Genomic DNA, 18,805 nt, shown 5'->3' on the forward strand with positions numbered 1-18,805 from the left:
AAATAAGGATTAATCCCATGAATGACGCTGAAAATGCCTTAAGTGAACAGCTTGCTGCGATTCAAGCTCAACTTCAGCAACTCGGAACCCAGCTCAATGAACTCCAGGCAAAGGTTTCACCCCTGCAGCAGTTATCTAAGCAAGTGACTAAAATTGAGCAACGTTTATTGGCTGTCGGCGATCTCTATCGTTATCAACAGCTTCAAGACCACCTGGCCGCCCACCGTTGGTATGAGGCTGATCAAGAGACGATTCAACTCATACAAGAAATTGAAGGCGTGACAAATCTAGAACAGCTCACTCCCGATGACATTCGTACATTTCCCTGTGGTCAACTTCAAGTCCTGGATCAACTCTGGCAAAGTTATAGCGAAGAGAAGTTTGGTTTTAGTGTACAGGTCCGTATTTATCAAGAGGTGGGTGGTACATTTGACACGACGATCGCCCAGGATCAAAAACTAGTGGAGCAATGGGGAGAGCGCCTCGGCTGGCGAGAGGGCGATCGCTGGCGGAAATGCAGCGAACTGGATTTTTCTTTAGAGGCACCCTTGGGCTGCCATCCTTCTGGCTGGTGGAATTCGCCCTATGGGTCCAAAATGACCAATTACTTTTTGGGGCGATTATTAATTTGTGAGCTTTAGGACATTTCCTGGGGCTGAGAAGGTTGCTGTCCAATACCCAACGGAAGCGTTTGCCAAACGATAGGAGACTAGAAAAATGGACTTTCGATATATCTACACTCGACTCAATGTAGCGAACTTTCACGCCTGCAAAGCGTTTTACCGAGACATTATGGGACTTCCGGTCAAGTTTGAAGATGATAGGGATGAATATGTCGAATTTGATGCCAACTCGATTCGGCTTACCCTATTCAATCGCCAAAACCTGGATAATTTTATTCCCAAGGAAGAATCGCTCAGTTTTGATGTTCACAATGCTCAGATTGTGCTGTCATTCCAGGTCAGTAATTTGGAAGAGGCGACTACTCATCTCAAGAATCACCAGGTAGAGCTGTTAGCCCCTCCTACCAGCTATCCGGATCGAGGATTTCTGTCCACCTGCTTTCGAGATCCAGACGGGAATTTGATTGAAATAGAGCAGATGACTGATGTACTCATTTCATAATTTAGCTATTGGATGTCAACCCCATAGGCGATGTCGCGACAACCACAAGGCGGATCAACCCCCAAATTTGGACCGTATTATTTGGCGTACACTCCCTTTGCGTTAGCTCTTTTTCAGACCTCATACGATACCTTCAGAACAAAACGACAACCCGTGATCGAAATGACAACCAGTGATCGCTCGATTATTTGGACTGGGATTTTTGAGGTGGAGACTGAGTTTGAGCCGTTCTCTGAGTCGCTGATTTGCGCCGATAACTATCGGCTTGAATTTTGATAATCAAGCCATGATGAATTAAGCGATCAATGGCAGCCACCGCCATCATCGAATCAGTGAAAATGTCATCCCATTGGCTGAAGGGTTGATTCGCTGTAATCAACAAACTTTTTCGTTCATAGCGATGCGCAATTAATTCAAACAGAACGGACGTTTCCGCTTCCGACTTTTTGCAATAGCCCAAGTCATCCAAGACCAACAGATCATAGCGGTCCAGTTTTTTGAGCATTGGATGCAGCTGCAGTTGGAGCTTCGCCTGTTGCAAGTGTTGAACCAATGCGTTGGCTGCAAAGAACTTCACCCGCTTACCGAATTCCAGCATCTTTTTGGACACTCCAGTGGCCAGATGTGTTTTTCCAACGCCCGAGGGTCCCAAAATAAGGCAGTTCTCGGCGCGCTCCAACCAACCCGGATCTGCGGCTAATTGCATCAAGGGAGCAGGATTGAGCTGGGGACAATGGCTAAAGTCAAAGTTGGTAAAACTTTTTGCGTTTGGGAGCCTGGCTTCGGTGAGAGCACGTTTTAGGCGAGCTTGTTCTCTTCTTTGGGCCTCCGTTTCGCACAAGGCTAGTAAGAATTCCGCATAGGACCAGTTTTCCTGCATGGCTTGGGATTCGATAGATTCCCAATGGGTCAACATGTGGGAGAGCCTGAGCTTTTTTAAATAGAGGCTCAGGTGCTGGTAGGGGCTCAGCGGGGACTGAGCAGGAGGGGAGGAGTTTGTCATAAAGTTCAAGTGAATGTTGTTCAATGCTGAGGTCAGGAACCTGCTTCATCTGAGGCGGCTCAAACTGTTTTTTCAGGCGATTGAGGGTAAGGCTGGATGAGCGAAGCTGCTGCTGTAAGTACACTGCTACGGCCTGTTCTTTATCTTGAACCGCAGCAATATACAGGGCTTCCACGATGATCTTGGCAGCCTGCTCCAGGTCAAATTGGGCTTTGAGCTGTTCCCAGATTTGGCGGTATTCAGGATTGGGAAGTAGGTCTGATTGCCAGGTGCAATAGATAAAAGCACGAGGCTTCAATCGCATTGAACCAATAACATGGCGATAGTTGATGCAACGGTCGCGACGTTTGCCTTTGCCACTGACACGCTTCCTCGGCAATTCCACGACTGGGTGTCGCTCTAGATAGCCGACAATCCGGTCGTGGTATAGATGCAGTTCCAATTGACGGCCAATTAGCCGAGAAGGAACGGTGTATAGAATGCAACGAACATCAATGGTGCTGCGTTTACTGACTTTAGCGGTAAGCACTTCATAGTCAGGGGTTCGATATTTGGGCAAGGGTTGCAGATGCTCTTTTTCTTGCTCATACTTGGCCTGGCACTGTTGATTCAACTTGGCAACCTGGGCATCAATCAAAGCTTGATACTCACCAACACTCGTAAAATCTGCACTGCCGCGCAGATAGATCGCCTGCTTAATTCGGTTTTTGAGATGGCCATGGGGAGATTCAATGGAGCCATTCTCATGGGCTACACCTTTGTTGTTACGAGTGGGTTCTAGCCGATAGTGGTCACACAGTTCGTCGTACAAACGCGTGAGGTTTTTGGACCGGCGGCCGCCCATGTTGCGATAGGCTGCACTCAAACTATCAGTACGATGCTGTGTAGGAACACCTCCACAGGCTGCAAAGGCATTTTGCAATCCTTCTGAGAGGGCAACAAAGCTTTCGCCTCCTTGGATGATCTGGGCATATCGCCAGCCGCTATATCCCAGACGGTAATGGTATATCAGGTGCTCAAAGGGTTTGCCGGCAATGGTAATCGTGATGCCTTTGAGTTCTGTAAAATCGGAGAACCCTTGTACCCCGGGTTCATGACGCAATTCAAACATCACTTCAGGGCTTGGTCCATGTAAGGCTTTCCACGTTCTCACCCGACGTTGTAGGGTCCGCAGGACTTGGGGATACTGGCCTGGATACTTATCCTGCAGGTACTCATACAGGGTCATGGGTTTGAGGCGTGGGTCTCGACGCAGCATTGGTTCTAGCTCGTCTTCCCACACATCAGCTAAGGGGTCGGGAACGGTGCGTTGGTCCTGAAGGCGGCCGCGATTAGGTTGATGGGTGCCGGCCTCAATTCGTTGTCCGGTTCTTGTAGATATTTCGGCAATGTAAGCTGCTTCAGCTTGTTTCAAGCCGAGGTCTCTTCCGTTCATATAAACACGAGTATGATAGGAATCAATTCTTTTGTTAGGCACTTGTACAGCCCTCTATTGATTAGGGATGTAAAAAGTGTCTTTTTTCTTGAGATTGAATTCTAGAAACGCGATCTCACACATCATTTCTAGGGAATTGAGATCTAGTTTTATCCTTCTCAGGGGATGCCTGGTTTCTTCATAGCTATAGCCGACGTGACATCGTCATTGATCCGTCAGCTCGATTGTCGTCTAATACTCAAGAAACTGATCCCCGCCGAAAAAGTTGAATTTGTTTCAGCCTCCATAGACCGGGCATTGTCATCATCCTGGTATCAGATTGAGCGTAAATTGGATTCCTCTCAAGCCCTGATGGATGCCGTCACCATCTACGTCACTGGGGGGAGTTCTCAGCTCTGGCGTAAACAGCTCAAAGGGGTCTATGGTCGGCGGCTGAATTGCCTAGATGGCATCGCGAGAGAAATCGCAGAGACATTCCCCCAGCTAGACAAAGACCCCATGATTCTGAGAATGGCTGATGCTTATCTCACGATTAAAGGAATGGTGACCGCATGAGCAATCGCAAAACCCTGAACCTCAATTTCAGCACCAGGCCAACCACTCGATTAGCGGCAACGATTGACACGATGAATGAGCTGTATGGCACAGACATCGAAGCAGCGACTGCCAACTTGCTGGAATACATGATGGCTCCAATGACTGCGGCGCTATCAGGTGCATCCAGAAGCGAAGTTGACGCCTTGATTGAGAAATCCTTGGCTCGGGCGAGATTGCATCTTGAATCGGCCCGTTTGCATCTGCCCTGTGATGAGCTTCCAGAAAAAGTTGCAGAACCATTTGCCGCTCAAGAGGCATCTTGCCTATCCTCCCCACAAGAAGACTCTTCCCCACCCGATGAAGATGAAGAGTTTGATTACAGCAAACCCATTGGAGTATTTGATGATGATTACTAGTGAAATCTTAGACCTACTCAAAGTTGATAATGCTGAACTAGAAGAGATTCTGGAAGCTTGTAACTGGACGGGTACCACTGAGTTCACAGATGAGCAATCTGAGACCTTGTTGGTGATGAAAGCTCTCCATGATGAGAAAGGCCATGACTATATTGATGCGTACCTTCGCAGCATCGGTCAGAGGCTACAAGTGAATGACACTCTGTTCAATGAAATTTATGCCGCCATTGAAGCAGCGAATGGATTTCTGATTGACTACCGGGAGCGGTTTGAGGAGATTTGCCAACTGGTGAATGATTGTGTCTCTCCCGCTGAAGCCATCATCCCCCCTCAGCCTGTGGTCGAGGATACGCCCCCAGTAGCTGAGGTCGAGGCTGATCCTGAATCAGTCCAGATGGATAAATTTATTGATGAGCAGGCGAACGCTGCCATAGCGACCACGATCTCTCAAATCAAAGGGTTTGCAGATCTGGCCTATGAGGAACAGGAGCGGCTGAAGACTCTATTTATGACCAAGTATCGCCAGGGTTTAGCTAAAGAACTTCTCTCAGAGGAATTCAAAGCTGAATTTATGGCACGGATGACCGCTAGCTTGGAGGGCAAAGGAGCTGAAAAAAAGCAGGGAGAACTCACTGGAGTACAGAACCCTACGCCATTGTTGTCCAGCAGCAACTAACCGCCCGGATGGATGGCCTGCTTGCGGAAAACGAGAAGGCTATCAAACAGCGCATTGTTGATTTAAAGCTCAAAGACAAAGAAATCAGTCAGCTTGAAAAGCTCCAGCGAATAAAGCGGACTGAGAGGGAAATTAAACGAGAAGGGACATGGTTCAAAATCGCGTTTATTGGCATCGGCATTCTCATTGGTCTTCCAGTTGGGGGCTTCCTCAATCACCTAGTTGGGCAGAATGCGGCTGTATCTTCGTCCATTGAGCAGGTTTCGGGGAAGTGATTTCGGGGGTGGTGTTGGGGATTGTGGTTTTTGCGATCGCGCCATCGATACCAATCCTCGATATCGCATCTATTAATTCACCCAGTCTTTCAACTTTTCAAAATCTCTATGGATTTTGTGTTACCTATCTGATTCCCCACCTATCTACTCAATACCAATGCTCTAACTTTTCATTTTCTCTGTGGATTTTGTATTACCTGACTATAGGGACTCAGCTATGAAAGTAACTCTAGACCAACCAGAACAAGAACCTGAAACCATCGCCCGAATGCTGACGGAAAACTACATTATGGAGGTTATCTAATGAAAGGCCGTCTGATTGTTCTTCTGATCCTGATTACCCCCTTACTGATCCTCGCAGGCTCCATTGGTTGGGTCTTAGGGATTAGTGCCTGGATTTTGATACTGAAGTGAGGTACTCCCATTCCCTCAGCGACCAAATCGCTTGATCAGGGTTGAAGGCATCCTAGTATTTCATTTTCCAGGCAGATTCTGTGTTGCCTAGATGTGATGACCTATGGTTGGTCGCAGACCATCGCAACTCCAATACCCATCGCCAATACCAACCTCCAGACTTCACACCTAACCAAATAAAACGACCCCTTAGCTCTTCCAGTCCAAGAGGTCGTTACCAATCCTTTCCCTAAATTATAACGAGGTCACCCAATGACGACTAACCCCTTTTTCGGCTACTACGAGCAAATCTGGATCGACCACCAGACCGACTATGGCCAGCACCCAGACCCATGCACAGGACTGCCATCAGACCAGATCTTAGACCGGGTTTCGTCCTGGCTGGCTGAGTTTAACCCGCTGCTTCCACCTGAGTCTCAGCTATCTGAGAGTATCCGGGTGGGCATTGTCCAGCGATTTTATGGGTGGCAGCTATGACAAATACTCAAAACCATGATGACTCTTCAGGTTGGGAGGGGGAGAGTTTTGCAATTGCATGTATTGATGATGTGCCGTTTTAAGTATTGGGGTTCGTACTGTGGCAATGAAATCGCAAACTCCAATACCAACTCCCGACATTGCACCTATTAATGCATCCAATCTCTAACTTTCTGTTTTTCGACGAATAAAGTAAATCTTGCAAACTTACAGGTCAAATCAATGCCATTACTAAACATACATTATCGAACAACGCTCGACCCTCTCACTGACCCCGACCATGCAGAAAAAGCCCTTAACGAAATTAAGAAGTTCTGGGTCCTAAACGTACAATCTGATTTAGACAGTATCGAGACTGCATTTAAAGAAGAATTTCCCACTTACAAAATTTTTCTGCCTGATGTAGACCATTTGAAGCTTGCTCATCCGATCCCCGAGAAAAAAACGTTAGAGTACCAAAACTCTTTCGAGTACATCTCTAAGAATTATCTGGAGACTTACACCGATACATACGACAAAAGCGAGTATCCTGATTTAATCCCTTGGGATGAGCAGTTTGCTTGGGACGGTAGTTATAACAGGAAGACAGTAACCCATCCCCTTCATAAATACCCCCAGTGGGATAAGCTAGCCCTTTTAGTCGATGACGAGGAAGGCAAGGCTAACGATATATTTTTGAGAGGTCTTTTTGAGCAGGTGCTCCCCTGTTTAGATGATGAGGGTAATCCGCAATTTAAGGGTGATGACTACCATATTCTAGGGTAAGGCCCAAGAGTGAGAGGGTTGTCTCTCACCAGGATTTTGAACCCTTGGCAAATGTGGTCTTTGTAATATCAAAGCTATATCTCTGGTGATGTGCTGTTTTGAGTGTGAGTTATTGGTATTGGGGTTTGCGATCGCACTCCAAAACCAATTCCCGATATCGTACCTATTAATTCACTCAAGTTTTTAGATTCCCTGTGGATTTTGTATTACCTATCTCACTTCTTCACTCATCTATATCAAGCCAAGGTCAATACTATATCTTTTGGATTCCCTAGGGATTTTATATTACCTATCTCTTGAGACTGATCCATGCCAGCAAAAACTGTAAACCTGGATCGACTCTTCGGCTCTCTCAATCTCACCTGAACTATTAAGCACCTAGCTAAAATTAATTACATAATCATCGCCGTAGGCTTTCAAAACTCTTTCCACATATTCGACCAAAGATGACCACCCCCAGTAGGCACTCATTTCAATCCACTGATATTTCATGAATTGCCACAGACGCTCAATCAAATTTAGATGGGGAGAATAGCTTGGCAACTCAAACAAGGTAATTCCCCGTTCGGCCCACTCTGCTTTCATCTCATAGATTGATTGGCTCGTATGGATAGGGGCTTGATCCACCACAATGACGGTGGGCAACTCCACGTCAGCAAAAAAGGTATCAATGCAATGACTGACAACCTCACTGGTGATGGTCTGTTCTGATGTATAAGCATGTAGCCCTTGTCGTCGACTCAAAAACCCCAGAACATTCAAGCGTTTACTTGAACGAGTCGGTATTTCCAGATACGTCCCTATGGGTTGCCATCCATAGGGAATACAGGGGACTAACGAAAAACCACTCTCATCCATAAAGAATAGATGGATGTCTCCCTTCTCTTCCTGTTCCTTGAGATGTTCTAACTGCTGTTTTTTTCGAGGTAGTGGGCATATAAAGGCTGGCCTGATGTCCCTTGGCGAAAGCGATGCCAGCTCATGTCCATCTGCTTCAAGACGCGTTTAACTGTGGCCTTTGACACGCGTACTGACCACTGTTGTTCAATCTGAGCTAACACCTGATTGAGTTGGATGGGAGATGCCTGAGTCCACTCATAAATCTGCTGTTGTTGGTCGGGATTAAACATCGGTTTTCGACCTCGACCTGGGTGATTATAGAGTCCTGCAAATCCTCGGTTGTTCCAAGCCTTAAGCCAGTTGTAAACCGTTTTAGGACTCACACTAAAAAGGGAGGCTAAGGTGTAGGGGGGCCAACCCTGGGCGAACAAAATGAGGCAATGGGCGCGTTGTCTGACCTGATGATGGCGACTACTGTGATAAATCCGATGCAATAAGCGTAAGCTTTCGGTGGAGATAGGACGGACTAATAACATCAAATCAATGGATGTAAACAGAGGACTCAGGTAGTTTACAACCAGGAAATTCTATGTAATTAATTTTGTTCATCTGCTTATCAACGTTGATTTCTCCGAATTTACGCTAGGTGTCTCTTGCACATGCGATCTCTGGCGTGTATTACTGTTAACAGGTTTCGGAATAGATTAGGCAGGAAATGTTTGTGATACGCTCAAGCCTTTGAGTTGTCAATCCTCCTGCAAGATTAACTCAATAAAGGTACACAACAGGGTAGTCTCTTTGGCAGGGTGTTGTGCTGGTCAAGGTTGAAGCTTGATGGAAGTCGTCCACCATTTGCAAGGCAACTTGGAAATCATCGTATCTTTTTTAGAAGTAGTACTGGAAGCAGTAGCGGCTTTTTGTATTGTGTTGGGCCTGCTCGTGAGCATCAAGCTCTCGGTTAATTTGCGCCGTCGTCGCTCAACTATACAGTTCCCATTGGGACGATTGCGGTTAACTTTTGGACGATGGTTAGCATTAGCTCTGGAGTTTCAATTGGGGGCAGATGTCTTAGCCACGACCGTTGCTCCTACGTTTGAGGCACTCGGGAAACTGGGTGCCATCGCAATCATTCGTACCTTTCTCAACTACTTTCTGAACAAAGAACTGATCGAGGTCTTTGAGATGCAAAAGCGCTTTGATGAGGACGAGACGGATTTATCCAACTCCAATTAACCAGATCTGGATGTGAGTTGGATAATTCTAGTTGAGTGAGGATGGTTTAGCATCTTCACTTCTGCTTAGCCCTCTTTTATCACTTTGGTAGAAGAGTATCTGTAGGCTTGAAGTTACATGAGTGCTTGGCCTGATGATTGGCTTCACCCCAAACATAATTACGTCGTTTCAAATTTCATTTATCTGAAGTGATAAAGCTTCCTAACCACGTTCACCCCAATTCCAATAACCCTGTGATGATTAAGTCTTGTTCATTGGCATTCTTGTGATGTTTGCCTTTTCTCCTCTATGGGAACAATAAGTCTGATTGAGGCATTCATTGTCATTCAAGAAAAAACACCGCTCTTGGGGAAGAATGTGGTGTTTTTTCTTTTAAGGCGCAAGCTTCATGAGCCATTTTTCGATTAAGAAAGAAAACAGCCCCTACCTTTGTCGTCATAGGGGCTAGATATTCCTATTTCCTTGATGAAGTAATCAGGTTCGTAATAGCTGATTAGACTGATTTTGCCCAAAGGGACTCAAGATCTAACATCGAGACTAAAAACTTACACCTAGAATTTAGGAGGGAAGATTGTCCAATATCGGTTTAAGCCGCCGTTAATCATAAAAACAACATTAATTTTTTTATACTTTTTTAACTAAATATTTATAATTTCTTTGGCATTGAATGTTCTCCTCGTATCCGTTCCTCGATCATCTAGTGGAGACATCATGTTTTCCTCCCGAATTTCGCCTGAAGCAGCCACATCTCTATTCGGTCTTACCCTGACTGACATTCGCCAAGCTATTTACAACGGAGAGCTACCTGCACAATGGAATCATGGCTCTCCCTTGTTGTCTTATACTGATTTGCTGAATTATCAATTTAGAAAAGTGTCCAAGTCTGCTTAACCCTTCAATACTTGCTTGGAGATTCTATATTCAACACCCAACAGAACGGTCGGTTATACCCAATGATTACTCAAAACATGCAGGTTAAGACTGTCTCCATCCCCCATGTCATTGAGCTGTGTTGCATACAGCTATGAGGGGAATTATGGCTATTGAACCATAGACGTAGAGATACCTATCACTCGTTGAATTTCAACTCCGGCCTTTAATTTCGTTAAACCGAATTAAAGCCCCAAGCCCCACTCACAGACTACTTGGCTGAACCCCTCGAAGGCCAATCTCTCGGATCCATACCTTAGAGAATTGCCCCAAGCTTTTTCCTGGAGTCATCAGGCTTTCAAAGCCCTCACTGAGTTGGACAATGAATCCCTGCCTCCATCGGTCCCAATCGGTTTGCTTGGGATAGTCAATCTCGTCACAGTACTCCGTCCAGCTTTCTTGTTGAAACTCGGAAGCACATAAAGAAGTTCCTTTCTCTTGCACCTGAATGAAATGGTGATCAATCAATTCTTGGATAAATGGTGGGTGGCCGCTTGAAAGTTCATTATCATCCAGCACTGGGAACTCATAGACAAGCCGAAGTTCTTCCACAGAATGTTTTTTAGCAAGTCTGAGGAGTTCTAGTTGTGGGAGTGAAAGAGATGGGATATTGGCCATAGGTTATCTCCATCATCCAGATCATGTATATTGAACCAGCTTTAAATATATATCTGTGAATTGATAGATGTTTACTCAGAATGCCTCAGCAACTTATCGATACCAGCCTTGATTGCTCGGAGTAAATCACGATCCCCGTTGCGACTGTTCATACTGACCGTTAGCTACTGGGTTAGAGAGTCCATACGCTGAAATACTCTATCAGCAAGTCTTTTGGTTTCCTCAAATTGTGTCCTCATCGCCTCAATGGATCGGGCAGTAGACTGGATGATCTGAGTAATTGGGATATACCAGTACTTCAATACGGTCCAGTTAATTTGAGTCAATGCTGGTCATCGCTGTTTCTCATCCCTGGAAACCAAGGGTTGTAGAGATTTGATATCTGTAATCCAGCGATGCAGCGCACTTTCAGCAAGATCCCTTGTGGTACTCACGACCGTCTGAATGGTCTCTTTGCCACTGGTGTGAAAGACGATGAAGGAAAACTCACGAAGCTCAGTCATCCCCACCTCGTTTAAGCACCCATAATTCAACTGCCTCACCGATTAGGTCAAGGACTGTTGGAGACGATTCAATGTTAGTGCGTGGGTCGAGGTCATTACCCTCCTCAATGGCTTCCGAAGAGATGCTCTCCATTCCAGCTTCAATCAATTCATCAGATAGAAAGCTTGGTAATAAATAGTACAAATGCTCTAACTTTTCTCTTTGTACCTCGAAATCGGACATTTTTCTATACCCCTTTCTATTTCTCGTCGGAGGCGGTGGCTAGAATGGCTCCACCCAAAGACCGGATGTTTAAGGATACTGCTTGACTTAATACATAAGCTGTTTGGTCTAGAGATTTAGGCAATAGCAACAACCCAGATTCAGTTGAGGTGGTGCTTGCTATGTTTTGATGAATGGCATTGGCTGGTTTTGCGATGACATCATCACCAACCTGGCCTAAAAAAAGGTCGAAGCTGAGATATGGGAAATTTTTGTATTAGATCAACAAAATATCGGGAGCTGAAAGCCTTATAGAATTCTAAATATTTCTAATAATTTTGCTGTGATTTCTAAAATGTTTTCATAGGATTATTCTATAAACATTAAAGCCCTATATAAACGTGCATTTTTATATTCTACCAGTACTTATTCCTGGCCTAATCATTGATATTTTGCTTACCTTGAGCATAATTAGATCTATTCATACAAATGTTGTTCGATTAAGGTATAGAAGGGCACTTGCTGCATTTGTTTCAGCCCCGTCATATCTCATCACTGCTTTTTTTATGGCGATGATTTACTCCACTGATTCACGATTTCAAGGTCAAGGAGTAATAGGCTTGATTTTATTTATCGGAATTGGTATCGCTTGTACTTTTATTCGTTTACTGCTAGGAGTATTTCTTTTTATGATGTTGCAACGAAGATAGTAGTTCTTCGCTGAACTGAATATCTTTGAGTATATTTCAGGATACAAATTATATTAATTATCGATTTTAAATCTCCTCAACCTATCATCAAATTTCATCTCTATCGATATGGGGATATTGAATCATTGCTAAGCCGAACGAACTTGTCGCGTCATCTTCTTCATAGCGATATTGAGAATTTGCCGAACCCGTTCCCGGCTGATGTCAATTTGCTTGCCAATGGCTCCCATTGACTTGGGCTGACCATCCGTTAAGCCATACCGCTGATCAACGATGAATCTCTCCCGCTCAGTTAAGTAGGCCATGCACCGGGTTAGAGCATCTTCAATTTCTAACCCATCCATGATCGAGAGAGGAGCATCTTCTGTTTGGATTAAATCAATAAGAGCATCTTTCTGTTCAGGACCCACGGGCTGATCGAGAGAAGAAACCGCTTGAAATGATTGCAGGGTATTCCGAATCAGTGAAGACTTTATGCCAGTCGCTGCTGAGAGTTCTTTGAGGGTGGGAGTACGCCCTTTCTCTTGCGTTAATTGGCGAACAGCCTTCTTGATCCTGTGGGCGCGTTCCCATTGATGAATAGGGATATAGATCGTGCGGGACTGGGATTTCAGCGCCCGCTTAATCGCCTCTGAAATCCACCAATAGGCATAGGTGCTGAACTTACAGCCTTGAGCTAAGTCAAACTTGTCAACAGCAGTATTGAGACCAATGCTGCCCTCTTGGATGAGATCCATCAGGGGTAAACCGAGATGCTGATGCTTCTTGGCAATGGAGACTACCAGGCGCAGATTACACTCAATCATCCGCTGTTTGGCTTTGAGATCACCAGCTTTAACCTGTCGGGCCAGTCTGATTTCTTCTTCATGGGAGAGGAGTGGGTAACGTCCCATCTCCTTCAAATAGGCTTGAACGCTATCGTTCTGAATCGCCATACTTAGGGCTTGCTTCGGAAGTCTAAGTTCCAATATTTGCAGTGTATCCAAGTGTTGAGGGCCCTTGAGAAGTGCAAGGAAAATCATTCAAAATATTTAAAACCCTTGCACCTGCAACCCGATGTATCGCCGTCCATCCCCCGGTCAACTGTCCTTTGAGAACTTCTACTTGCCCTTTGGAGGGAAACTTTCAGGAGAGAATCGCTGGGTCAAACTAGCCGAGTTGATTCCTTGGGAGAGCTTTGAGTCAGAATATGCAGACCAATTCAGTCAGACCATGGGGGCACCTGCCAAACCCTTTCGTGTGGCCTTAGGGACCTTAATCATCAAAGAGAAACTGGGTATATCCGACGCAGAGACCGTAGAACAGATTCGAGAGAACCCCTACTTGCAGTACTTTCTGGGGTTTAGTGAATATCGAGAGAGTGCTCCGTTTGATGCCTCCATGCTGGTTCACTTTCGCCAACGGTTGAATCTAGAGCTGCTAGCTCAAGTCAATGACGCAGTCGTGGACTCTGTGCTGGCATCCGAGGGGTCTCCTGTGGCGATGTCCCCTGAGTCATCTCCTCCCTCTGACGATGATGAAGATGAGCCTCCTGCCCCTCCCAACCAGGGCCAATTGTTGATAGATGCGACCTGTGCACCAGCCGATATTCGCTATCCGACAGACTTGGATTTGCTCAATGATGCCCGCAAAGCAAGCGAAGCCATCCTCGATGCTTTATATGCTCAAGTCATGCTGTCCCTCAAGTGCAAACCTCGCACCTACCGCCAGAAGGCCCGCAAAGCCTATCTGGCCATTGCCAAAAAACGTCAACCGAGCCGCAAGCTGATTCGTAAAGGGATTCGTCAGCAGTTGGGCTATGTGCGTCGCAATCTAGCCCATATTGATGGGTTGATAACATTGGGGGCTTCCCTATCCCAATTGTCCCGGCGGCAGTACCGTCTGTTGCTGGTGATTCATGAAGTCTTTCGACAGCAAGAATGGATGTATCAACAGTCAGTACGTCGAGTGGACGACCGGATTGTCAGTATGAGTCAGCCTCATGTCCGACCGATGGTCCGAGGCAAAGCTGGAACACCCGTTGAGTTTGGAGCCAAGCTATCCCTCAGTTGTGTGCGTGGATGTGTGTTTCTGGAGCGCTTGAGTTGGGATGCGTTCAATGAATCCCAGCATCTTCAACATCAAGTGGAAGCCTTTCGTCGTCGCTTTGGCCATTATCCTTTCTCAGTCCATGCTGACCAAATCTATCGGACTCGGGCTAATCGACGATGGTGTAAAGCTCGGGGGATTCGCTTGAGTGGACCGCCGTTAGGAAGACCTCAACAAGACCCACAAGTACAGACCCAACTCAAGCAACAAGCGTGTGAGGATGAAAAGGTGAGGGTCCAGATTGAGGGTAAGTTTGGGCAGGCCAAGCGACGGTTTGGCTTGAATCGAGTGATGGCGAAGTTAGCGGATACGGCTGCCAGTGCGATTGCTATCACGTTCTTGGTCATGAATCTGGAGCGGTGGCTCAGCCACTTTTTATCGTTCATTTTTGGGGTGGGATTGCTGGTTTTGGAAAGCGTTATGGAGCTGTCAGGACTTCCTTGGGGCTTTGCTAGGGCCAGTCAAAGGATATGGCTCTGGCCGTCACAAATGGGTTGCTTGTACGATTTGATGCATGGAATTTGCTCAATTTACTTTCTCAGCAAACCCTACTTAAATTCCCAAACACCGTTGCTAGAGGAATACCCCACCTATCGGAGAAATGGAATAGCTTATTCGTATTTCTTAAAGTAAAGGGGCGTATTCGGTCCATAGAAAACGGATGGGTTTTCAAGTGAACCCATCCGTTGAACCACAGTAATGTCATGAAAACAAAGCGTGTTGATTTATCACTTAGTCTCTGACCTTCTCCTTAAAGTCTTTGCCAGCACTAAACACAGGGGCTTTAGTTGCTGGGATCTTAAGCTGTTTCCCCGTTTGAGGATTCCGCCCATTCCGGGCTTTGCGATCTCTGGCCTCAAAGCTACCGAAGCCCACGAGAGTGACCTTTTCACCAGAACTCACACTATCGATAATTGTCTCCGTTAATGCTGAGAGTATGGTATCGGCCTGTTTCTTAGTCGTTCCAGACTTCTCAACAATAGAATCCACTAAATCAGCTTTATTCATAGTTACACCTTAAAGAGTGGGTCAGACTTGAATCTTAGGCAGTTAATGTGGTGTTCTCTTGAGGATTTAAAGCTCATATTAGTGAGTAAGGATATAGCGTAAAACAATCAAAATTCAAGATATACACCAATCTTTACCCTAAAATCTGACTAGAATCTATATTTACGATTCATAGAAAAATCTTTCTATGAATAACTAACGATCTAAATGACCTTATTCAAATGGATATGCTTCCGCCCCAAAGAGATTTCAAATTCATCTCCTGGTTGTAGTTCCATCTGCTTGGAGTAGGCAGAACCAATCAGCAATTGACCATTTTTTTGCACACTAATTCGATAACTAGGACTCCGCCCACTTTGCTTTTGATGGGGGATCACTTTTGCATCTAAGTCCATGCCCTCAGCTTCTAGGAGTGCATTCATTAAAGCCATGATGTTGGCGCGCTCAGTTCCATTATGAGAAACCTTGTAGTACCCGCAGGCTTTCGCTTTCTCTTCACGGGTCGCCTGTCCGAGTTGTGCGACTTTGGTTATCAAGGCAGCCCCCTTTAATGGTTTAGGGGTTGATTTCTTCTTTCTGGGCATTGAGTTTAATGTGGGTTGATATGTAATACAAGATACAAAATAACAAAATATCTTGAAAGTTGTTATAGATTTTTGTGCCATTTATAAACTTCTTGAGAATTCATAATGCTTGTTTATCAACAATTAGAGTATCAGCACATATAAGTTCATATATCTGCTAGTTAAATCTGCTAATTACTCAGGTATTCTTATTCTTTCTGACATTGATTAATAGACATTGTTTTTGATAAGAACTCTTTGCTATCCTATCGCCATTCAATATATCAATTGGAAGGGTGAGGGTCATGAAGGATATCAATAGAAATCCTCTACAAAGAGATAAATTTACTGAGAAAAATAGGCTGCGTAATCATCTGCTGATCTGCCTGAAATATCACCATCATGAGCTTCTTGAGGAAGTGCCTTTAGAAACTGCGATAAACGCTATGCTCCAGGCTTGGAAAGACTGTCAATCTGATATGAATCATTACCCATTCAGTGGAATCCCTACTGAGGTTAACCCTAAGGTGAATACACCCGAATCAGTTGCGCGGCATGTCCATTGCTAAAGGGTATTCCTGGTTGAGTGTAACGCCATAACATCTCCCACCTGGAGCTGCTGAGAGAGTGAGCCTAGGTCAAAATCGATGTCTATTGAAAGTACCTGGCTGGAGCATGACGGCCAAAGACTACCCTTCAGACATCTCACCCAAATCCCAGCAGGTGTATCCTTGATTTCTACTTTTGTAGATTTCCCCTAAGTCTGACTCACTGATCAGACCGTCTCAGTAGTCTATCTATGCCCGCCTTGATGGTACGCAGTAAATCGCGGTCCTCATTTCGGCTACTGACTATTGCTGATAGTTGCTGGGTTAGGGAATCCATGCGCTGAAATACCTTGTCAGCCAATTTTTTAGTTTCCTCGAAATGTGTCCCCATGGCTTCGATGGAACGGGCATTAGATTGGATGATCTGAGCATTAGACTGCACAATTCCTTCAATACGAGATAGACGTTCATTGGAATCAATAATTGAACGTTCTAGTAATGCCTCAATGCGATCTAGCCTATCTGGGCCATCAGTAGTCATGATTTATCCTCTAGATTTCCCATTAATTCACGCCTTGCAGCTTCAGTAACAACCCGCCGAAGCCATGCAGACCGATCTGGTAAAGCACGAACAACCTTATCTACACTCTTCGTCAGACGAAACTGGATATTTCGGTCTGCCAGCTCTTCAATCGTTTCATCAGATCGCTTAAAACGGCTAGACACAAACTTAGGTGGCATGACCGGATCTGGGTTGCCTTTAGGCATAACTTAGGGAGCAATACTTCATCTAAAGCTTAATCGACAAATAACCCTGTAGTACAGGCATAAGTAATAGTTATTGGCCTAGCCACAACGGCATAAATAATATCATAGCAAAACCATTGTATTATGCCTGTGTTAAAGGCATAATAAGGTCAGATAAAACAAAGGCATCCGGTCCCGTGGAAAGTTCTCGGATGCCTTAGTCAATACCCAATCACAGGAATCAACTATGCCTACTCTACTCGAAACACCGATTCTTCGCTTTGGTGTTGAGCGTCAAACCCAGCCTGATATGTGGCTGGTTCAGACTGAAGCTGATGGGATAGCCTTCATTAACGAGCACACCGAAGATCCGCTTTGCCCTCCCTATACGTTGGCTTGCATTCAGACAAAGGACTGCGGCCCCTTCGATGCTGATATCGATTTTGATGAATATTGGGTGCTGATGGTGACCCGCAAGCCAACCGCTGACGAGCGCACGACCCAGACCCGGATCGAGAACTGGGTTCTTAATCACCTTGAGCTTAAGGGTGTTCTCAGTGACTGGTTCACCGTGCCCGCCGATCAGACGGTTCGAGCTGAGAACGATTACGAGGACGAATTTTAAAATCGTCCTGGGGCACCTTTGCCCCTCCTACTCCACACATACCCGCTCGCTACAAAAGGGGATTAATATTATGACCACTCAATCCAAGCGTGAGAAGGCCCAGGCTAAACAACAAGCTGCATTGGAAAAGCTAGAGCAAGGCATCCTGAATATAGCCAGTGAAGCTGACTGGAGAAAATATCTAGACTTCCATTCCAAGTTCTATAACTACTCTGCCAGTAACACAATGCTCATTTATGGCCAATGTCCCGAGGCCAGCCACGTAGCAGGATATAAGGCTTGGCAAAAACTTGGGCGACAGGTCCGCAAAGGAGAGAAGGGCCTCGTTATCCTTGCCCCTTGTAAGAAAAAGGTAGAGGACAAGGAAACGGGGGAACCAGTTTGGAGAATATACGGTTTCAAAACCTCCACTGTATTCGATATTAGCCAGACTGACGGCGATGACTTAGAGGAAACAGATATCAAGGCCCCAACCACAGAGGCCGAGCTGTACCGCAATCTAAAGGCGTTCGGTGAGGCTCAAGGTTTCACAATCCTAGAGAAAGCCTACCCAGGCGCTTACGGCGTTTGTATCTACAAGCCTAATAGTATTGAGATCCAAGTTGATCCGCTGTTGAGCGTGGAGCTGAGAGCTAGCATCCTTGCCCATGAGTTGGGCCATGCCTTAATGCATAGTGCGGCTGAGTATCACGACCACACCCCCACCTCAACCAAAGAACTAGAGGCTGAGTCTGTGGCCTACTGCGTCACCCAATATTTCGGAGTTGCAGAGGATCAGAAACGCTCCTTTGCTTATATCACCTGTTGGAACCGGGAAAGCGATCAGGCTCTGGGGCAATTCAAAGCATCGATGGATGCGATCGCAAAAACAGTCAAGGCAATTATTGAAGGCATTGAAAGCGTTGCCTCCAATGAATCTAGCACTTTAGTAATTGCCTAATGACCTGGCTTGGGTGAGCCATTAATCACCCAACCATTTCAGATTCCAGAGAGATTTTGAAAACTTAGGGGGCAACGATGAACGGTTACACCCTCATCTGGTTCTTGTTTTGGCAATTGGGGTCCGA

Annotated in this window: 24 protein-coding genes and 1 pseudogene; 14 read left to right on the forward strand and 11 right to left on the reverse strand. The window is 45.6% G+C overall.

Features of this window, described 5'->3' with window-relative positions; all coding sequences use genetic code 11:
• Window positions 1-17: 17 nt before the first annotated feature.
• Together AM1_RS27750 and AM1_RS27755 are read left to right on the forward strand one after the other, a co-directional pair.
• Window positions 18-641, forward strand: coding sequence for a GUN4 domain-containing protein (locus AM1_RS27750; protein WP_012166272.1), 624 nt, complete (start codon window positions 18-20; stop codon window positions 639-641).
• Between the two features lie 76 nt (window positions 642-717).
• Window positions 718-1,125: a VOC family protein gene (locus AM1_RS27755; RefSeq protein ID WP_012166273.1), complete on the forward strand. Its 408-nt coding sequence runs from the start codon at window positions 718-720 to the stop codon at window positions 1,123-1,125.
• 184 nt (window positions 1,126-1,309) lie between these two features.
• Here AM1_RS27755 and istB read toward each other — a convergent pair whose 3' ends face one another.
• Window positions 1,310-2,128, reverse strand: a complete 819-nt coding sequence (gene istB / locus AM1_RS27760) for an IS21-like element ISAcma26 family helper ATPase IstB (protein ID WP_083776749.1) — start codon at window positions 2,126-2,128, stop codon at window positions 1,310-1,312.
• A gap of 430 nt (window positions 2,129-2,558) precedes the next feature.
• A pseudogene (gene istA, locus AM1_RS43355) lies at window positions 2,559-3,563 on the reverse strand (IS21-like element ISAcma26 family transposase); the annotation flags it as partial.
• Between the two features lie 195 nt (window positions 3,564-3,758).
• Between istA and AM1_RS27770 the strand changes: the two are divergent.
• From AM1_RS27770 to AM1_RS27795, 6 genes are all read left to right on the forward strand, one after another.
• On the forward strand, window positions 3,759-4,118 hold the full coding sequence (locus AM1_RS27770; protein ID WP_187152911.1) for a hypothetical protein: 360 nt from the start codon (window positions 3,759-3,761) through the stop codon (window positions 4,116-4,118).
• A complete protein-coding gene (locus AM1_RS27775) occupies window positions 4,115-4,516 on the forward strand; it encodes a hypothetical protein (RefSeq protein WP_012166277.1) in 402 nt (133 codons plus the stop codon). The genes AM1_RS27770 and AM1_RS27775 overlap by 4 nt, the downstream gene beginning before the upstream one ends.
• On the forward strand, window positions 4,503-5,192 hold the full coding sequence (locus AM1_RS27780; protein ID WP_238549111.1) for a hypothetical protein: 690 nt from the start codon (window positions 4,503-4,505) through the stop codon (window positions 5,190-5,192). The genes AM1_RS27775 and AM1_RS27780 overlap by 14 nt, the downstream gene beginning before the upstream one ends.
• Window positions 5,193-5,200: 8 nt before the next feature.
• Window positions 5,201-5,467: a hypothetical protein gene (locus AM1_RS27785; protein ID WP_012166279.1), complete on the forward strand. Its 267-nt coding sequence runs from the start codon at window positions 5,201-5,203 to the stop codon at window positions 5,465-5,467.
• 666 nt (window positions 5,468-6,133) lie between these two features.
• Window positions 6,134-6,358 carry a hypothetical protein gene (locus AM1_RS27790; protein ID WP_012166282.1) on the forward strand — a complete coding sequence of 75 codons (225 nt, stop codon included), beginning with the start codon at window positions 6,134-6,136 and terminating at the stop codon, window positions 6,356-6,358.
• Between the two features lie 222 nt (window positions 6,359-6,580).
• On the forward strand, window positions 6,581-7,123 hold the full coding sequence (locus tag AM1_RS27795) for a hypothetical protein (RefSeq protein ID WP_012166283.1): 543 nt from the start codon (window positions 6,581-6,583) through the stop codon (window positions 7,121-7,123).
• A 378-nt stretch (window positions 7,124-7,501) separates the two neighbouring features.
• Here AM1_RS27795 and AM1_RS40050 read toward each other — a convergent pair.
• A protein-coding gene (locus AM1_RS40050) for an IS630-like element ISAcma34 family transposase (protein WP_148215715.1) occupies window positions 7,502-8,499 on the reverse strand; the annotation gives its coding sequence in 2 pieces (ribosomal slippage) (window positions 7,502-8,046 and window positions 8,046-8,499; 999 coding nt in all).
• A 298-nt stretch (window positions 8,500-8,797) separates the two neighbouring features.
• Here AM1_RS40050 and AM1_RS27810 point away from each other — a divergent pair.
• Both AM1_RS27810 and AM1_RS27815 read left to right on the forward strand, forming a co-directional pair.
• Entirely contained in the window at window positions 8,798-9,196 is a 399-nt protein-coding gene (locus AM1_RS27810) for a DUF1622 domain-containing protein (RefSeq protein ID WP_012166284.1), read from the forward strand.
• 711 nt (window positions 9,197-9,907) lie between these two features.
• Window positions 9,908-10,087 (forward strand): hypothetical protein, encoded by a 180-nt coding sequence (locus AM1_RS27815; RefSeq protein WP_012166286.1) that lies wholly within the window; start codon window positions 9,908-9,910, stop codon window positions 10,085-10,087.
• 243 nt (window positions 10,088-10,330) lie between these two features.
• Here the strand turns inward: AM1_RS27815 and AM1_RS27820 are convergent, their stop codons facing one another.
• The 4 genes from AM1_RS27820 to AM1_RS27830 all read right to left on the reverse strand — a co-directional run bounded on the left by AM1_RS27820 (window position 10,331) and on the right by AM1_RS27830 (window position 13,094).
• A complete protein-coding gene (locus AM1_RS27820) occupies window positions 10,331-10,744 on the reverse strand; it encodes a hypothetical protein (protein ID WP_012166287.1) in 414 nt (137 codons plus the stop codon).
• A 332-nt stretch (window positions 10,745-11,076) separates the two neighbouring features.
• The gene (locus AM1_RS42395; protein ID WP_012166289.1) at window positions 11,077-11,247 is read right to left on the reverse strand and encodes a hypothetical protein; all 171 of its coding nucleotides are present in this window, start codon (window positions 11,245-11,247) and stop codon (window positions 11,077-11,079) included.
• Window positions 11,240-11,470 carry a hypothetical protein gene (locus AM1_RS42400; RefSeq protein ID WP_012166290.1) on the reverse strand — a complete coding sequence of 77 codons (231 nt, stop codon included), beginning with the start codon at window positions 11,468-11,470 and terminating at the stop codon, window positions 11,240-11,242. Before AM1_RS42400 ends, AM1_RS42395 begins: the two co-directional genes overlap by 8 nt.
• Before the next feature lie 817 nt (window positions 11,471-12,287).
• On the reverse strand, window positions 12,288-13,094 hold the full coding sequence (locus AM1_RS27830; RefSeq protein ID WP_012166292.1) for a sigma-70 family RNA polymerase sigma factor: 807 nt from the start codon (window positions 13,092-13,094) through the stop codon (window positions 12,288-12,290).
• Between the two features lie 121 nt (window positions 13,095-13,215).
• Here AM1_RS27830 and AM1_RS27835 point away from each other — a divergent pair, with 121 nt between their 5' ends.
• On the forward strand, window positions 13,216-14,880 hold the full coding sequence (locus tag AM1_RS27835; RefSeq protein ID WP_012166293.1) for an IS5-like element ISAcma17 family transposase: 1,665 nt from the start codon (window positions 13,216-13,218) through the stop codon (window positions 14,878-14,880).
• 99 nt (window positions 14,881-14,979) lie between these two features.
• Here AM1_RS27835 and AM1_RS27840 read toward each other — a convergent pair whose 3' ends face one another.
• Window positions 14,980-15,255, reverse strand: a complete 276-nt coding sequence (locus tag AM1_RS27840; RefSeq protein WP_012166294.1) for an HU family DNA-binding protein — start codon at window positions 15,253-15,255, stop codon at window positions 14,980-14,982.
• 203 nt (window positions 15,256-15,458) lie between these two features.
• Entirely contained in the window at window positions 15,459-15,839 is a 381-nt protein-coding gene (locus AM1_RS27845) for an AbrB family transcriptional regulator (RefSeq protein ID WP_012166295.1), read from the reverse strand.
• Window positions 15,840-16,123: 284 nt separating this feature from the next.
• Here AM1_RS27845 and AM1_RS27850 point away from each other — a divergent pair, with 284 nt between their 5' ends.
• Complete coding sequence (locus AM1_RS27850; RefSeq protein ID WP_041660656.1) at window positions 16,124-16,387, forward strand: hypothetical protein; 264 nt, start codon at window positions 16,124-16,126, stop codon at window positions 16,385-16,387.
• A 199-nt stretch (window positions 16,388-16,586) separates the two neighbouring features.
• Here AM1_RS27850 and AM1_RS27855 read toward each other — a convergent pair whose 3' ends face one another.
• Together AM1_RS27855 and AM1_RS27860 are read right to left on the reverse strand one after the other, a co-directional pair.
• Window positions 16,587-16,907 carry a hypothetical protein gene (locus AM1_RS27855; protein ID WP_012166297.1) on the reverse strand — a complete coding sequence of 107 codons (321 nt, stop codon included), beginning with the start codon at window positions 16,905-16,907 and terminating at the stop codon, window positions 16,587-16,589.
• Window positions 16,904-17,134: a hypothetical protein gene (locus AM1_RS27860; RefSeq protein ID WP_012166298.1), complete on the reverse strand. Its 231-nt coding sequence runs from the start codon at window positions 17,132-17,134 to the stop codon at window positions 16,904-16,906. The genes AM1_RS27855 and AM1_RS27860 overlap by 4 nt, the downstream gene beginning before the upstream one ends.
• 226 nt (window positions 17,135-17,360) lie before the next feature.
• Here AM1_RS27860 and AM1_RS27865 point away from each other — a divergent pair, with 226 nt between their 5' ends.
• Window positions 17,361-17,738 (forward strand): hypothetical protein, encoded by a 378-nt coding sequence (locus tag AM1_RS27865; protein WP_012166299.1) that lies wholly within the window; start codon window positions 17,361-17,363, stop codon window positions 17,736-17,738.
• A gap of 70 nt (window positions 17,739-17,808) precedes the next feature.
• Complete coding sequence (locus tag AM1_RS27870; protein ID WP_012166300.1) at window positions 17,809-18,678, forward strand: ArdC-like ssDNA-binding domain-containing protein; 870 nt, start codon at window positions 17,809-17,811, stop codon at window positions 18,676-18,678.
• Window positions 18,679-18,805: the final 127 nt, after the last annotated feature.

Source organism: Acaryochloris marina MBIC11017, from assembly GCF_000018105.1.
In the GTDB taxonomy this organism is placed as follows: domain Bacteria; phylum Cyanobacteriota; class Cyanobacteriia; order Thermosynechococcales; family Thermosynechococcaceae; genus Acaryochloris; species Acaryochloris marina.

Excerpts from the sequence above, each read along its gene's own strand:
- AM1_RS27835 (WP_012166293.1), top strand. The coding sequence starts at position 13,216 with ATGTATCGCCGTCCATCCCCCGGTCAACTGTCCTTTGAGAACTTCTAC.
- istB (WP_083776749.1), bottom strand. The coding sequence starts at position 2,128 with ATGACAAACTCCTCCCCTCCTGCTCAGTCCCCGCTGAGCCCCTACCAG.
- AM1_RS27755 (WP_012166273.1), top strand. The coding sequence starts at position 718 with ATGGACTTTCGATATATCTACACTCGACTCAATGTAGCGAACTTTCAC.
- AM1_RS27865 (WP_012166299.1), top strand. The coding sequence starts at position 17,361 with ATGCCTACTCTACTCGAAACACCGATTCTTCGCTTTGGTGTTGAGCGT.
- AM1_RS27840 (WP_012166294.1), bottom strand. The coding sequence starts at position 15,255 with ATGAATAAAGCTGATTTAGTGGATTCTATTGTTGAGAAGTCTGGAACG.
- AM1_RS27750 (WP_012166272.1), top strand. The coding sequence starts at position 18 with ATGAATGACGCTGAAAATGCCTTAAGTGAACAGCTTGCTGCGATTCAA.
- AM1_RS27870 (WP_012166300.1), top strand. The coding sequence starts at position 17,809 with ATGACCACTCAATCCAAGCGTGAGAAGGCCCAGGCTAAACAACAAGCT.
- AM1_RS27845 (WP_012166295.1), bottom strand. The coding sequence starts at position 15,839 with ATGCCCAGAAAGAAGAAATCAACCCCTAAACCATTAAAGGGGGCTGCC.
- AM1_RS42395 (WP_012166289.1), bottom strand. The coding sequence starts at position 11,247 with ATGACTGAGCTTCGTGAGTTTTCCTTCATCGTCTTTCACACCAGTGGC.
- AM1_RS42400 (WP_012166290.1), bottom strand. The coding sequence starts at position 11,470 with ATGTCCGATTTCGAGGTACAAAGAGAAAAGTTAGAGCATTTGTACTAT.
- AM1_RS27775 (WP_012166277.1), top strand. The coding sequence starts at position 4,115 with ATGAGCAATCGCAAAACCCTGAACCTCAATTTCAGCACCAGGCCAACC.
- AM1_RS27850 (WP_041660656.1), top strand. The coding sequence starts at position 16,124 with ATGAAGGATATCAATAGAAATCCTCTACAAAGAGATAAATTTACTGAG.
- AM1_RS27830 (WP_012166292.1), bottom strand. The coding sequence starts at position 13,094 with ATGGCGATTCAGAACGATAGCGTTCAAGCCTATTTGAAGGAGATGGGA.
- AM1_RS27785 (WP_012166279.1), top strand. The coding sequence starts at position 5,201 with ATGGATGGCCTGCTTGCGGAAAACGAGAAGGCTATCAAACAGCGCATT.
- AM1_RS27820 (WP_012166287.1), bottom strand. The coding sequence starts at position 10,744 with ATGGCCAATATCCCATCTCTTTCACTCCCACAACTAGAACTCCTCAGA.
- AM1_RS27780 (WP_238549111.1), top strand. The coding sequence starts at position 4,503 with ATGATGATTACTAGTGAAATCTTAGACCTACTCAAAGTTGATAATGCT.
- AM1_RS27810 (WP_012166284.1), top strand. The coding sequence starts at position 8,798 with ATGGAAGTCGTCCACCATTTGCAAGGCAACTTGGAAATCATCGTATCT.
- AM1_RS27815 (WP_012166286.1), top strand. The coding sequence starts at position 9,908 with ATGTTTTCCTCCCGAATTTCGCCTGAAGCAGCCACATCTCTATTCGGT.
- AM1_RS27860 (WP_012166298.1), bottom strand. The coding sequence starts at position 17,134 with ATGCCTAAAGGCAACCCAGATCCGGTCATGCCACCTAAGTTTGTGTCT.
- AM1_RS27855 (WP_012166297.1), bottom strand. The coding sequence starts at position 16,907 with ATGACTACTGATGGCCCAGATAGGCTAGATCGCATTGAGGCATTACTA.
- AM1_RS27790 (WP_012166282.1), top strand. The coding sequence starts at position 6,134 with ATGACGACTAACCCCTTTTTCGGCTACTACGAGCAAATCTGGATCGAC.
- AM1_RS27795 (WP_012166283.1), top strand. The coding sequence starts at position 6,581 with ATGCCATTACTAAACATACATTATCGAACAACGCTCGACCCTCTCACT.